Annotated in this window: 8 protein-coding genes; 6 read left to right on the top strand and 2 right to left on the bottom strand. The window is 65.0% G+C overall.

Translation table 11 applies throughout. The annotated features are described in order from the left end of the window. Positions 1–94: 94 nt before the first annotated feature. The 3 genes from BR78_RS0104535 (at position 95) to BR78_RS0104525 (ending at position 2,207) form a co-directional block, all read left to right on the top strand. Complete coding sequence (locus BR78_RS0104535) at positions 95–310, top strand: hypothetical protein (protein ID WP_029728559.1); 216 nt, start codon at positions 95–97, stop codon at positions 308–310. 108 nt (positions 311–418) lie between these two features. Continuing rightward, complete coding sequence (locus BR78_RS0104530) at positions 419–1,288, top strand: alpha/beta fold hydrolase (protein ID WP_029728560.1); 870 nt, start codon at positions 419–421, stop codon at positions 1,286–1,288. A 31-nt stretch (positions 1,289–1,319) separates the two neighbouring features. Next, positions 1,320–2,207 carry an alpha/beta fold hydrolase gene (locus BR78_RS0104525; RefSeq protein WP_029728561.1) on the top strand — a complete coding sequence of 296 codons (888 nt, stop codon included), beginning with the start codon at positions 1,320–1,322 and terminating at the stop codon, positions 2,205–2,207. An 87-nt stretch (positions 2,208–2,294) separates the two neighbouring features. Here BR78_RS0104525 and BR78_RS0104520 read toward each other — a convergent pair whose 3' ends face one another. Together BR78_RS0104520 and BR78_RS0104510 are read right to left on the bottom strand one after the other, a co-directional pair. After that, on the bottom strand, positions 2,295–5,075 hold the full coding sequence (locus BR78_RS0104520) for a TonB-dependent receptor (RefSeq protein ID WP_029728562.1): 2,781 nt from the start codon (positions 5,073–5,075) through the stop codon (positions 2,295–2,297). 337 nt (positions 5,076–5,412) lie between these two features. After that, positions 5,413–6,150: a GntR family transcriptional regulator gene (locus BR78_RS0104510; RefSeq protein ID WP_029728563.1), complete on the bottom strand. Its 738-nt coding sequence runs from the start codon at positions 6,148–6,150 to the stop codon at positions 5,413–5,415. A 251-nt stretch (positions 6,151–6,401) separates the two neighbouring features. On the opposite strand from BR78_RS0104510, the gene BR78_RS0104505 reads away from it, so the two are divergent. The 3 genes from BR78_RS0104505 to BR78_RS0104495 are packed head-to-tail and all read left to right on the top strand — an operon-like array spanning position 6,402 to position 13,881. Continuing rightward, complete coding sequence (locus BR78_RS0104505; protein WP_029728564.1) at positions 6,402–8,732, top strand: beta-N-acetylhexosaminidase; 2,331 nt, start codon at positions 6,402–6,404, stop codon at positions 8,730–8,732. Next, entirely contained in the window at positions 8,729–11,323 is a 2,595-nt protein-coding gene (locus tag BR78_RS0104500) for a beta-mannosidase (protein WP_029728565.1), read from the top strand. Before BR78_RS0104505 ends, BR78_RS0104500 begins: the two co-directional genes overlap by 4 nt. Next, positions 11,320–13,881, top strand: a complete 2,562-nt coding sequence (locus BR78_RS0104495; RefSeq protein ID WP_029728566.1) for a glycoside hydrolase family 3 C-terminal domain-containing protein — start codon at positions 11,320–11,322, stop codon at positions 13,879–13,881. Before BR78_RS0104500 ends, BR78_RS0104495 begins: the two co-directional genes overlap by 4 nt. The last annotated feature ends 16 nt before the right edge of the window (positions 13,882–13,897 follow it).

The raw sequence follows: 13,897 nt of genomic DNA, 5'->3' as shown, positions 1-13,897 counted from the left end.
CGGCCGCGCACTTCGCCGCGAAACCTCCGCGCGCGTCCTTTGACTGTCACACGCACAGACTATGTTCCGGAGAGTGTTGGAGAGGGCGTTGGTGATGAGTGCTTTCAATCCGCTGTTCGCAGCGGAAGTAATCGACTGCGTAGCCCAAGGCCGCGCACCAACGGTACATGAGCTCTATGCGGTCGCGGAGCGCATCCGCCATGATGCCGGAATGCGGCCGATCTTCGGCTGGGATGGCGCTTCGAGCGGCCAGGAGGAATGCCTCCTCATTCGCGCCGCCCATGCCGCGCTATGCGGCACCACGCCCTAGCGGCAATCCCGGTTTTCGGCGTGGGCGGGTATTGGACGGACCCGCTCTTCACACGGAACAGGCGTCTGCGCTCGCCGTTGTTCCCGCCGGATGCAGCCAGGAGCCGTGATGCCTGTTCCCGTATTCCATTGCAGAACGAACGTCGGCGGCGTGGACGTTTTCTATCGCGAAGCCGGGCCGGCCAATGCCCCGGTCGTGTTGCTTCCCCACGGCTATCCCTGCTCCTCATACGAATTCAGGGACTATATGCGCCATCTGGGCGAAGACTGGCGGCTGCTCGCGCCGGACTTCCCGGGCAGTGGCCATAGCGCCACGCCCGAAGCGTTCGCTTATGATTTCGACGGCTTCGCGTCGTTTCTGGAGGCGTTTGCCGATACGCTGGGGGTGGGGCGTTTTGCGCTCTATCTCCACGACTTCGGCTCGCAGATCGGCCTTCGGCTCGCGATCCGCGATCCCCGCCGCGTCGCCGCGATCATCATCCAGAACGGCGATATCTATGAAGATGTGCTCGGGGCCAAATATGCCGGGCTCAGGGACATCTGGAAAATGGAGCGGCCGGAAGGGCTCCGCAAATTGCGCGAGTCCATCTCGAAGGATCATTTCAGAGACGAGTTTCTGAACGACGTCCATCCCGAGCTGGCCCAGCGGATACCGCCCGATCTTTGGGAGCTGCACTGGGCGCTGATGACGGAGCGGCGCCAGGAGATTGCCGCGGCCATCATCTACGACCTCAAGGACAATCTTGCGTGGTTTCCCCGTTATCAGGCCTTCTTGCGAGAGCATTCGCCGCCGGCGCTGATCCTGTGGGGCCCACAGGACGGCTACATGCCGGAGGAATCGGCGCGCGCCTATCTGCGCGACTTGCCCGACGCGGAACTCCACCTGCTCGATGCCGGGCATTGGCTGCTCGAGACCAGTCTGGAAGAGGCGGTCGATCTCACACGCGATTTCCTGAAGCGCGTCCACGATCGTGTCTGAGCCGAGGCAAGGGATCGAGAGGAGTCAGAACATGCACCCGGCGACCCGCCAACGACTTCGCCTTGCCGGCGGTACGGACCTGGCCTTTATCACGGCAGGTGACCCATCCAGCCCGGCGGTGCTGCTCCTGCACGGTTTTCCGGGATCGGCGGACTATTTCCGGGCGGTCGTGCCCGAACTGTCGCGGATCGCCTATGTGATCGCGCCGGATCTGCCTGGCTTCGGCGAATCGGACGTTCTGCCCGCACCTTCGTTTCCGGCCTTTGGCCAGGCCATTTCGGAGTTGCTGGACCGGCTCGCGGTCGGGCCGCGCTACATCTACCTTCATGATTTCGGCGCCCCGGTGGGGTTCCACATCGCTCTGCAGGCACCGGAACAGGTCCTCGGCCATATCATCCAGAATGCCAATGCGCATCGAACCGGGCTCGGGCCGCCTTGGGCCCCGGCGATGGACTATTGGTCGCATCCAGACCCGGAAAACGAGGCGGCTGCGACTGCGCATCTGACATTCGAGGGCGTACGCAACGGGTATCTCGGCGGGATGCCGCCGGACGTGGCGGCGCGTATCGCGCCCGAGATATGGGAGGAGGACTGGCGCGTGATGCAGCTGCCGGGCCGGATGGAAACGCAGCGGGCGTTGGTTGCGGACTATGGGAACTATGTTGCCGGGTTCGATGCCATCGCCCGATATCTTGCGCGCCGGCAGCCGCCTTCGTTGATGTTCTGGGCCCGCCACGATCCCTTCTTCGATCTCGCCGAGATCCAATCCTGGATGCAGGTGTTGCCGAGGATGGAAGCCCATGTCCTCGATGCCGGCCACAAGCTGCTCGAAACGCACGCGGCCGCCGCGGTACCGCTCATGGTCGACTTCATCCGGCAAACGCGACGGAGAGGCGAGCGAACGCAGGCGGGTGCGTGACGGCGCCTGCGCGCTCTCGGCCAGACCCGCCGTTTGGCGGAGTCACCTCCACCATCCGGCGGCGCGGCAGCCCGCATGCAGCTCGCGCTACATGCGGAAGGACAGGCTGCCCACGAAAGTACGCCCGTTCTTGTAGAAGGCCGAGGGCCGATCGGGCGTGCCGCTATATTGCAGATAGGTCTCGTCGAGCAGGTTCTGCGCCTGGACGCTGATCGTGACATTGTCGGTCAGCTTGAACGCGGCCGAGGCATCGAGCTGATTGTACGGCGCGACCATTTCCTGCGAGCCGAGGCGCCCGATCGTCCGGAAATAGGAAGAGCGATAGCTATAGCTCAGGCGCGCCTGGAACGGCCCCTTCTCGAAATAGGGAATGATGTTGACGGTGTGCTTCGAGAGATAGGGGAGGTTGAGGATCTCGGTCGTGTCGAGCGTCGTCGAGGTGCTGCTGTCCTGGTAGGCATAGTTCGCCTGGATGCCGAACCCGCCCCAGATCTCCGCCTGGCCGTGCACGAGTACGCCGTTGACCTTCGCCTTGCCGCCGTTGACCGGCTGCGACACGCTGTAGCGGTTTTCGAGCTGGCCGGTCAGCGAGTTGTAGAGCGTGACGCCTTCGCGGCGGGTGTTGACGATGTAGTTGGAAATTTCGCGGCGATAAAGCTCGAGCGAAAGCAACGCGCCGGGCGCCGGATAATATTCCGCCGTGACTTCGAAATTGGTCGATTCATACGGCTTCAGATTGGGATTGCCGCCGCCGGCATCGTAGGTGACGTCGTTCTGTGTGATCGAGGCGGCCAGATCCTGGTAGCGCGGCCGCGAGATCACCTTGGCCACCGCCCCGCGGAAGATCAGCTTGGGGTTGACCTCATAGGCGACGTTGAACGACGGTAGGAACTTCAGATAGTCGTTCGCAGTGCTGGTCGGCACGGGGCGCGGATTGGGATCGGTCAGCGTCGGCAGCGCCAGCGCATATTGCGAGAGGTTTTTGGTGTAGACGAGCCGTCCGCCGATATTGCCGCGCAGGCCCCCGCTCTCGAAGTTGAACTGGACGTAGCTCGCCGCGACCGTTTCCTTGACGCGGGTGGAGGCGCCCACCTTGTCCACGAGTGGCGAATTGATCGCATCGGCGAGGATGTCGATGACCGATTGCTCGGGCAGGTTCAGATATTGCGTCGCGCTGCCGCTGCCCCCCGTGCCGCTGAAGACGCCGTCGGGAGTCACCAGTGTCTCGACACCGAGCTCCGAACCGAGCCGCGACTGCTGGAGATACGTGTTCACGCCGCGCGCATCGACGCGGTTGATATGGTGGGTGAAGCGGCCGCCGATCAGCACTTGCGTGAAGAAGCCGCCGACGGGAACGGTCGCATCGAAACCCGCGAATATGTCGCTGTCGGTGGTGACGCTGTAATCGAGGCCGCCGATCTGCGCGGCGATCAGCGGCGACCCGTTCACCATCACCGGGTTGCCCTCGATCGTCGCGGGATTGTTGTTCGGGTTGGTGAAATAATTGGCCGGATTGGTGAGGTCGCCGACGAAATTCACATCCGCCGTGGTGGGGCTGATCGAATAGCTGAACGGCAGCCGGGTCTGTACGTTGAAGAGATATTCGGGATTCCGCCCGCCCGTCGCCTTGCTCCAGCCGCCGGCGAAGGACAGCTTGGCACCGTCGTCACCTTCCCAGTCGGCGAAGAAGTTGAGATTGTCGGTCTTGAGCTTCGTATGGCGAACGAGCGTATCGAGCTGTGCGCTCTGGCCGGTGGCGGCGCCGAAGCTGGCATCGGTCACCACGCCGTTCGAAATGGTCGCCGATTGGAGCACGTCGCCGGTCCACGCGCCGGGGATCGTGTACATCGACTGGCTGTAATTGTTGTAATTGCCTTCGATGTGCGTGCCGTTGAGCGTCAGCGTCAGGTCGCTCGACGGGCGCAGCTGGACGGTGCCGGCGACGCTGGCGCGTTTGCGCTGCTGCTGGAAATAGGCATAGTTGATGCCGAAGGGCGATGCCGCCTTGTCGAGATCGGCGAGCGTGCCGCCGGTGATCACCGCGCCCGGGTTCTTGAGCACGCGCTGGCCCGCGGCGTTCGTCGTCATGAACGGACTGCCGGAGCCGTCGGCATTGTCATAGCCGAAGAACTCGACGCCCGAGCGCACGAGATTCTGCTTGTCGTAAGTGGCTGCGATCAGGACGCCGAAGGTCTCGGCGTCGTTCTTCCAGCTGTAAAGGCCGGAGCCGCGGATGTTCCCCTTCTCGGCGCGATCATTGTACGAATAGCCACCCGAGGCGAAGATGGAGTTGGCTTTCAGCTCGAGCGGGCGGCGCGTGCGGACGATCACGGTGCCGCCGAGGCTGCCTTCCTCGATCCGCGCCTCGGGCGACTTGTAGACTTCGAGCCTGTCGACCAATTCGGGGGCGAGCAGCGAATAGTTGAAAGTGCGGCTGCTGGGATCATTGTCGTTCCCGCCCCAATCGGCCGAGGCGAGGCCGTGGCCGTCGAGCAACATGCGGTTGAGCGCGGGATCGGTGCCGAGGATCGCGACCTTCTCGCCCTCGCCGAAGCGGCGGTCGATGGAGACGCCGGGAATGTGCGACAGCGACTCGGCGACATTGCGGTCGGGGAACTTGCCGATATCCTCTGAGGAGATCGCATCCACCACGGCATTCGCATTGCGCTTGATCTCGAGCGCCTGGCGAAGGCTGCTGGCATAGCCGGTGACGACGATCTCCTCGCCGGCGGCATCGGGTCCGGCCTGGGCGGTGGTTTCGCTTGGCGCTGTCGTCGTGGGCGGCGCGGCGGGGGTCTGTTGCGCCTGCGCACTCGCGGCGAAGCCGGTCAGAGCGGAGGTCAGGAGGATCGTCTGTCGCAAACGCATCACAATATTCCCCTAAAAAACACGGACCTCGGACGTAATTGGAGGTCCAACTCCCGGTTGCCGATCGCATCGGCCTTGCCGCTTGCCACGATCCGGTTCGGGATCGCGAAAGCGTACCAATCGACATAACCAAAGCATACCATTTGGGCGACCAGGTGCCTTTTCCGTATGTCGCGATAATCGGGCCCTCTGTCGTGTTTTTGCGGCGTTGTGTCGCCTTCTGCATCGAAACGGAGAGAGGGTGGCACGCGATTGGGCCGTAAGAAGGTGCGACTTGAGAGCGAATGGTATAGTACCAAATCGACCAAGGTTGGCGGGCAGCGCCACGCCGCTGGATTTAGATGTCGCTGAGCTCCGCGACGAAATCATAGGCGTCGCCCCGATAATAAGAGCGAGTGACTTCGGCGGCGCGGCCGTCACGCAGAAACGCGCGCCGCTCGATCAGCAGGCCGGGGTGACCAGGATCCACGCCCAGCATCCGGGCATGTTCGCCACCGAACGGCACTGCCCGGAGCCGCTGCAGCGCGCGCACCGGGCGATTGCCGGCTTTTTCGAGCGCGTCGTACAACGAGTCCTGCACGACATCGACCGATGCTAGGCAGTAGCCGGCGATGGTCGAGAATTCGAGCGCCATCGGCTCGTCATCGGCATAGCGGATTCGCGCGAAGCGGAGCACCGGGGCGCCGGGCGACAAGCCCAGCATCATTGCTTCTTCCGGGTTCACCTTGCCGGGTGCGCGGGAAATCCAGCTGCTGCTGGCCTTGCGGCCGCGCGCGGCCATGTCTTCGGTGAACGAGGAGAGCTTGGAGAAGCTTTTTTCGACGCGCCCGGTGACGAACGTCCCCGCGCCGCGACGTCGAGTAAGCAAACCTTCCTCGACGAGCCCGACGATCGCCTTGCGGACCGTGATGCGCGCCACATTATATTCGACGGCAAGATCGCGTTCGGGCGGGATCGCATCCCCCGGAGCGAGGACATCGGAGCTGATCGCGTCACGGATGAGCTGCTGAAGCTGGAGGTAGAGCGGAGATGGGTTGTCTTCGCGGAAACGCCCGATCTGATCCGAGAATGCCATCAATCTTCCCCCACGGCGCCCCCGCGGCTCCCGCCCCTGGTCGCCGCGACGCTAACGCAACGCGCCCGCTCGAGCAATGGGATGGGTGTGGATTCATATTGGTATTCCTCTTTCCATTCTGGGGATATGGGGTCGCGATCGGACTTTCGTGGTCCAGGAAGGAGTGGGGCGGAAGGTGGCTATTGTGCCGCAGGACCCATATTGGTTACATCACCGGATCGCGCCTTCAGGGCGCCAGCGGGAGAAGCGTGATGCGGGTTGTTGGGGTGCTGCAGCTGCGCCGTGTCGGTTGGGCGGTGTTGCTGTTTGGTTCCCCTCTACTGGCGCAGTCCGCCGATCCGCTTCCGCTGACCCCGCTTCCCCAATCGATCGTGCAGGGGGCCGGCAGTATCACGGTGCGCGACGGGACCGTGATCGGCGTGGTGCCGGGCGACGCCGGTGCCGCCGCGGCGGCGCGCGTGCTGGCGGCGCATGTCAAGGTCGAGCGTGGGCTCACGCTGGCCACGCGTGAGGGCGAGGGTGCGATCGCCCTCGTTCGCGACGCATCGGTGCAAGGGGAGGAGGCTTATCGCGTCGTGGTGGACCCCCAGGGCATCCGCATAAGCGCTTCGGGCGATCGCGGTTTGCTGTACGGCGCGATGACAATTGCCCAGCTGCTCAGCCCCGATCGAGCTTTCGGCAAACCGGTCAAGGTGCCGGCGGTGACGATCGAGGATGCGCCGCGTTTCGGCTGGCGCGGGCTGATGCTCGATCCGGTACGTCACTTTCAGCCGATCGCATCGATCTACGCCGTGGTCGACCAGATGGTGTCGGTGAAGCTCAACACGTTGCACCTGCACCTCACCGACGACCAGGGCTGGCGCTTCGAGGTCAAGCGCTATCCCAAGCTTACCGAGATCGGCGGGTGGCGCACCCCCCCGTCGACCGGCGGCGCACCGGGAGCCAAGGTCGGCGGTTTCTATACGCAGGAACAATTGAAGGCGCTGGTGGCCTATGCCGCCGAGCGCGGCATCACGATCGTCCCCGAGATCGATCTGCCCGGCCACGCACAGGCGCTCGTCGCCGCCTATCCCGAATTCGGGGTGTTCGGCGATCGGCCCGAAGTTTCACACGATTGGGGCGTGAATCCCTATCTGTTCGATCCCGGCCCCAGGGGCGTCGCCTTCGTCAAGGAAGTGCTCGACGAAGTGATGGCGGTGTTCCCCGGCACGTACATCCATCTCGGGGGGGATGAGGCCGTCAAGGATCAGTGGGAGCGCTCTCCGCGTGTCCAGGCGCAGATCAAGGCACTGGGGCTCAAGGACGAGAACCAGCTGCAGAGCTGGATGATCGACGAATTCGGCAGCTATCTGGCGAGCAAGGGCCGCCGCCTGATCGGCTGGGACGAGATCCTCGAAGGTGGGTTGCCGCCTTCGGCCTCGGTGATGTCGTGGCGCGGCGAGAAGGGCGCGGTCGATGCCGCGAACCAGAATCACGACGTGGTGCTGAGCCCTGCGCCTACTTTGTATCTCGACAGCCTGCAGAGTGATCGCAGCGACGAGCCGCCCGGGCGGCTTTCGATCCAGACGCTCGCCGACGTCTATAAATACGAACCGATGCCCGCGGGCATCGATGCCGAGAAGGCGAAGCATGTGCTCGGCGCGCAGGGCAATGCGTGGAGCGAATATCTGGCGACTCCGTATCAGGTGCAGCACATGATCTTCCCGCGCGCCGCCGCGATTGCCGAGATCACCTGGTCAGCCAAAGAGAAACGCGATTTTATAGGCTTCCTCACACGGCTCGATCCGCAGGTCCAGCGCTGGCGCCGCTCGGGGGTAGAGGTCGCCGACAGCGCTTTTGCTGTTGGTTTCCATCTTCAGAGCACGCGGGGCGACGCGCTGCGCGCCAACCGGGCAAGCGTCGCGCTCGCGACGCAGGCGCCATATGGCACGATCCGCTACACGCTCGACGGCAAGGTCCCGACCGCGAAATCGCCGGTGTACAGAGCGCCGCTGTCGCTGAAACCGGGGGTGACGATTCAGGCCGCCGCATTCGATGCCGCGGGCAATCCGACTGCTCGGCCGCGTAGCTTCGACACCAGCCGCGCGGCACTGCTCACGCGGACCAGCTCTGAGCTGGTCGCCTGTCCGCGCGGCGCGTTCGGCCTGCGTGTACCGCTGACGTCGGAGGCGACGGAGAATGCGCCTGTGTTCAACGTCAATCTGTTCGACACGTGCAGCGCCTATCCGGCGGCTCCGCTCGACATGGCGAAGAGCTTCACGATCGACGTGGCGCGGCTGGCGCGGCATTACGGCCTCGCGCACGAAGCCAAGGCGTTGCGCGCGCATTTCAACGTGACCACGCATGGCGAGCTGGTGATCTCCGCACGCTGTATCGCTGCGGCTAAGGACAAGACGATCGAGCCGCTCGTCGTTGCCAGTTTCCCGCTGCCTGATCCGGAAACCGCCCCGACGCGGTTCAGCTTCTCGGGCACGTTGCCGGCGATGCAGGGGGACGCGGATTTGTGCTTCCAGTTCACTTCGCCGCTTTCGGATCCCTTCTACGCGGTCGAACGCGCCACACTGAGTGAGGCCGCGAAGTGAAAGCGCGCGCAATAGCACTGCTGCCCGCACTTCTTGCAAGCGTCTGCGCGGTTGCCGCGCCGCGTGAAACGGCAAAGCTCGACGGTGCGTGGGAAGCGCGGATCGATCCCGCCGACGCCGAGAATGCGAGGAAGCACCCGAAGGAGGCCCAGTGGTTCCCCGCGCATGTGCCGGGTAGCGTCCAGCAAGATCTGATCGCCGCGGGCGGCGTCCCCGATCCGTTCAAGGGGATCAACGAAGCGCCGATCCAATGGGCGGGGCTGACCAATTGGCAGTTCCGCAAGGTGATCGACGTGACTCCGGCTATGCTCGCGCGTGATCATGTCGACTTGGTGTTCGACGGGCTCGACACCTTCGCGAGCGTGACGGTGAACGGCAAGCACTTGCTGACTGCCGACAACGCCCATCGCCGGTGGCGCGTTGATGCGAAGACGGCACTGAAGCCAGGTCGCAACGAGCTGATCGTCCGCATCGCCTCACCGATCCGTACGCTCCAGCCGATGGTGCTGGCCGAGGCCAACCCGCTGCCCGGCGAATATGATTCTGCGTTCGGCGACGAGCCCAAGGGCAAGCAGACCTCGCCGTACATCCGGAAGCCCAAATATCACTACAGCTGGGACTGGGGTCCGCGGCTGGTGAATATCGGCGTATGGAGACCAGCGCGGATCGAGGCATGGGATGAAGCGCGGATCGATGGCTTCCGCGTCGATCAGGAAGCGCTCAACGATAGTGAGGCGCGGCTGGTCGCCCGCTGGCGGATCGTCGCCGGCGGTGTGGCCAACGTGACGCTGCGCGCGCGGGTCACCGGCCCCGACGGCAAGCAGGTCGAGATCAGCCGGGCCGCCAGCCTCGTCGCCGGCGAGAATTGGGTCAGCGCGCCGCTGACAATCGAGAAGCCGCAGCGTTGGTGGCCCGTCGGCTATGGCGCGCAGCCGCTCTATTCGGTCGAGGCGACGCTCGATGCCGGCGGCACGACCGAAGACCGGGTGACCCAGCGGATCGGGCTGCGCACCGCCGAATTCATCCGCAAGGACGGCAGTTTCGGTTTCAGGATCAACGGGGTGCCGATCTTCGCCAAGGGCGCGAACCTGATCCCGTTCGACAATTTCCCGTCGCGCGTCGGCGAGCCGCAGATGCGCCAGATCCTGACCAGCGCGCGCGACGCCAACATGAACATGATCCGCGTCTGGGGCGGCGGCTATTATCTCGACGATGCCTTCTACGCGCTCGCCGATGAGATGGGTCTGATGATCTGGCAGGACTTCATGTTCGGGGGATCGGTGACGCCGCCCGATGCAGCGTTCCGCGAGAACGTCCGGGTGGAGGCCGAGGAACAGGTCGAGCGGCTCCAGCCGCACCCCTCATTGGTCGGCTGGTCGGGCGGCAACGAAGTGCTGTCGGGTTGGGAGAACTGGTCCGATCGCAAGGCGTTCAAGACGCGAATCGGCGCCGACGCGCAGGAGCGGATCGGCACCAGCATGGCAGTGCTGTTCGATCGCGTGTTGCGCGACGCGGTGGTGGCGCGCGCGCCGGGGACGCCTTATTGGCCGGGCTCGCCTTCGAGCGACTATGAGGGCCCGACCGATACCGACAAGGACGGCGACCGGCATTTCTGGGATGTGTGGTCGGGATCGAAGCCGGTCGAGCGCTATCTGGATTCGTGCCCGCGCTTCATGTCCGAATATGGCTTTCAGGGAGTGCCCGATCTGTCGACGATCCGGGGCTTCGCGGGCAAGGGCCCGCTCGCGATCGACAGCCCGGTGCTCAAGGCGCACCAGAAGTTCCTCGCCGGCGAAGGCAATGCGCGCCTCCAGCTCTATCTCGATCAAAGGTTGCGCAAGCCGAAGGATTTCGCCGACCTTGTCTATCTGACGCAGGTCAACCAGGCGCAAGCGATCGATATGGCGGCGCGGCATCACCGCGGATGCCGTCCGGTGACCTTGGGCTCGCTTTACTGGCAGCTCAACGACACGTGGCCGGCGATCTCGTGGGCTAGCGTCGACTACAACGGCCAGTGGAAACTGCTGCACTACGCCGCGCGGCGTTTCTTCGCCCCGCAGGCCATCGTCGCCGAGCATAAGGACGGCGCCATGCGCATCGCGCTCGTGTCGGACGCGACCTTGCCGATCGCCGCCGAGTGGCGCGTCCGCGCGTTCGACATGGCGGGCAAACCGCTCGGCACGAAAGGCGCGGCGGTAACGCTCGAGCCGCTGGGGGCGCAGGAAGTGGCCAGCATCGCTGATGCCGAATTGTTCAACGGTGCCGAAACCACGGCCAGCTTCGCGGTTGCCGAATTGCTGATCGACGGGCGCAGCGTCTCACGCACGATCGTAGAGCGTGCCTTGCCCAGGGACATGGCCTATCCCGCCCCCGGATTGACCACGCGCTGGGAAGGCAAACGGGTGACGATTGCCGCGTCCGCCCTTGCGCGCGCCGTGATGCTCGATTTCGGCGATATCGCCGCGCAGCCGAGCGACGATGGCTTCGACTTGTTGCCCGGCGAAAGCTTGACGATCGACATACGCTCCGATGCTTCTGCCGCAGCGCTGAAGCACGCGCTGACGCTTCGAACCTTGGGACCGCAGCGATGATCCTCCCGTTCCTGCTCGCTGGTACCGAGCCCGATCCCGATGCGGTGGCCAAAGCGATCGCCACAATGACCGTCGAGGAGAAAGCGGCGCAGCTCCAAAGCACTGCGCCTGCCGACGCCGAGGCCGAAATCCCGGCCTATGATTGGTGGAACGAGGGCCTGCACGGCCTTGCGCGCAACGGCTATGCCACCGTGTTTCCGCAGGCGATCGGCCTAGCGGCGACATGGGATACCGCGCTGATGCAGCGCGTCGGCGACGTCGTGGCGACCGAGGCGCGGGCGAAGTTCAACGCGCGGCCAATCGGTGCCGACCGGCGGATTTACGAGGGGCTGACGATCTGGTCTCCCAACATCAACATCTTCCGCGATCCGCGCTGGGGGCGCGGACAGGAGACATATGGCGAGGATCCGTATCTGACGGGGCATCTCGGAATCGCCTTCATCCAGGGACTGCAGGGCCCCGATCCGGCGCACCCCAAGGTGATCGCCACGCCCAAGCATTTCGCGGTGCACAGCGGTCCAGAGGCCGGGCGCGACGGCTTTGACGTCGATCCGAGCCCGCAGGATCTGGAATCGACTTATCTGCCGGCGTTTCGCCTAGCAGTGACCGAGGGGAGGGCGCGGTCGGTGATGTGCGCGTATAATTCGATCCACGGCGTTCCGGTCTGCGCGCTGCCGTCGCTGATGATCGAGCGACTGCGCGGCGATTGGGGTTTTCGCGGCCTCACCGTCTCGGATTGCGACGCCGTCGCCAATATCCATCTGTTCCACCACTATCGGCTCGACGGCGCGGCCGCCGCGGCCGCGGCGCTCAAAGGCGGCAACGACCTCAATTGCGGATCGGCCTATGCCGCTTTGCCGCAAGCGGTAAAGCGCGGGCTGGTAACCGAGGCCGAGATCGACACTGCGCTGACTCGCGCGCTTTCGGCCCGCGCTGCGCTCGGCACCTTATTCGGCGCGGAAAGTCCGTGGAACCGGATCGCGCCGAGCGAAGTAGGTACACCCGCGCACCGCGCGCTGGCGCTGGAGGCGGCGCGCAAGGCGATCGTGCTGCTCAAGAACGATGCGAGCCGGCTTCCGCTCGCCAAGGGCAGTCGCATCGCAGTGATCGGCGCCGATGCCGATGACCTCAATGTGCTCGAAGCCAATTATCACGGCACCGCGGCCGATCCGGTGACACCGCTGGAGGGCATCCGCCGCCAGTTCGGCACGGCAAATGTGCGATATGCCCAAGGATCGTTGCTCGCCGATGGCGCGTCAGTAATGGTACCCGAGACGGCGTTCTCGGCGGAGGGCAGGCCCGGGCTGAAGGCCGAATATTTCGCGAGCCCCACGGTGACGGGCGCGCCCGCAATGGTGCGGCAGGATCGCCGGATCGATTTCAACTACACGCGCGCCGCGCCCTTGCCCGAGCTCGATGCCAAAGGCTTCGCGGTACGCTGGACGGGCGCGCTCGTGCCGCCCGGCCCGGGCCGCTACACGCTGGCGATCGACATCCCGGCGTGTTGGAAGGACTGTACGCGGCACGATGCCGTGCGGCTGTGGATCGACGGCAAGCCGCTCCATCAGGGGCCCCTCGGCAAGGCGCGTGTCGAAATCCCCTTCGTCAGCGATGGGCGTCATCACGATTTCCGGCTCGAGCTCGATCATTATGGCGAGGACGAAGGCATCCGACTGCTTTGGCTTCCCCCGGCGGAACCCCTCCTCGAACAGGCAGTCGCGGCGGCACGGGATTCGGACGTGGTGGTCGCCGTGCTTGGTCTGTCACCCGATCTCGAAGGCGAGGCGCTGCAGGTCAGCGTACCCGGCTTCGTCGGCGGCGACCGGACCGACATCGCATTGCCGCATGCGCAGCAGCGGCTGCTCCAGGCGCTCCGCGACACCGGCAAGCCGGTGGTGCTGGTGCTGACGAGCGGCAGCGCGGTGGCAGTGGATCCGGCGATGGCCGACGCGATCCTCGCCGCATGGTATCCAGGCGAGGCGGGCGGCACTGCGATCGCCGAGACGCTGGCCGGGCTCAACAACCCTTCGGGGCGCCTGCCGGTCACCTTCTACAAGGCCACATCGGATCTGCCGGCCTTCGTCGATTACGGGATGAAGGAGCGCACCTATCGCTTCTTCACCGGCACGCCGCTCTGGGGTTTCGGCCATGGATTGAGCTATACCAGCTTTGCCTATGCCGGGCTGGAAGCGAAGGGTGCGAGCACGGCCGCGCCGGTGGAGATACGCGTGACGGTGCGCAACAGTGGCGCGCGCGCGGGCGAGGAGGTCGTGCAGGCCTATCTGGTGCCGCCGGCGGAGAAGGGGGCGACGTTCACCGCACCGGTGCTCCAGCGCCAGCTGGTCGGCTTCCGTCGCGTGGCTCTCGCTCCGGGCAAGGCGCAGACGGTCCGTTTCTCCCTCGATCCACGCAGCATCAGCACGGTCGCGCGCGACGGAACGCGTCGTGTCGTGCCCGGTGCCTATCGGCTCTGGGTGGGCGGCGGCCAGCCCGGCGACGCGCCCGGCCAATGGGCCGACTTCACGCTGAGCGGAGACGCGCTGGAACTGCCGAAATAGTGAATCGGCCGAAATC

Source organism: Sphingomonas sp. UNC305MFCol5.2, from assembly GCF_000712135.1.
Classification (GTDB): domain Bacteria; phylum Pseudomonadota; class Alphaproteobacteria; order Sphingomonadales; family Sphingomonadaceae; genus Sphingomonas.
This window is presented reverse-complemented; position numbering and strand designations above follow the sequence as displayed.

Coding starts and splice junctions, on each gene's coding strand:
- BR78_RS0104495 (WP_029728566.1), top strand. CDS start 11,320: ATGATCCTCCCGTTCCTGCTCGCTGGTACCGAGCCCGATCCCGATGCG.
- BR78_RS0104525 (WP_029728561.1), top strand. CDS start 1,320: ATGCACCCGGCGACCCGCCAACGACTTCGCCTTGCCGGCGGTACGGAC.
- BR78_RS0104505 (WP_029728564.1), top strand. CDS start 6,402: ATGCGGGTTGTTGGGGTGCTGCAGCTGCGCCGTGTCGGTTGGGCGGTG.
- BR78_RS0104535 (WP_029728559.1), top strand. CDS start 95: ATGAGTGCTTTCAATCCGCTGTTCGCAGCGGAAGTAATCGACTGCGTA.
- BR78_RS0104520 (WP_029728562.1), bottom strand. CDS start 5,075: ATGCGTTTGCGACAGACGATCCTCCTGACCTCCGCTCTGACCGGCTTC.
- BR78_RS0104510 (WP_029728563.1), bottom strand. CDS start 6,150: ATGGCATTCTCGGATCAGATCGGGCGTTTCCGCGAAGACAACCCATCT.
- BR78_RS0104530 (WP_029728560.1), top strand. CDS start 419: ATGCCTGTTCCCGTATTCCATTGCAGAACGAACGTCGGCGGCGTGGAC.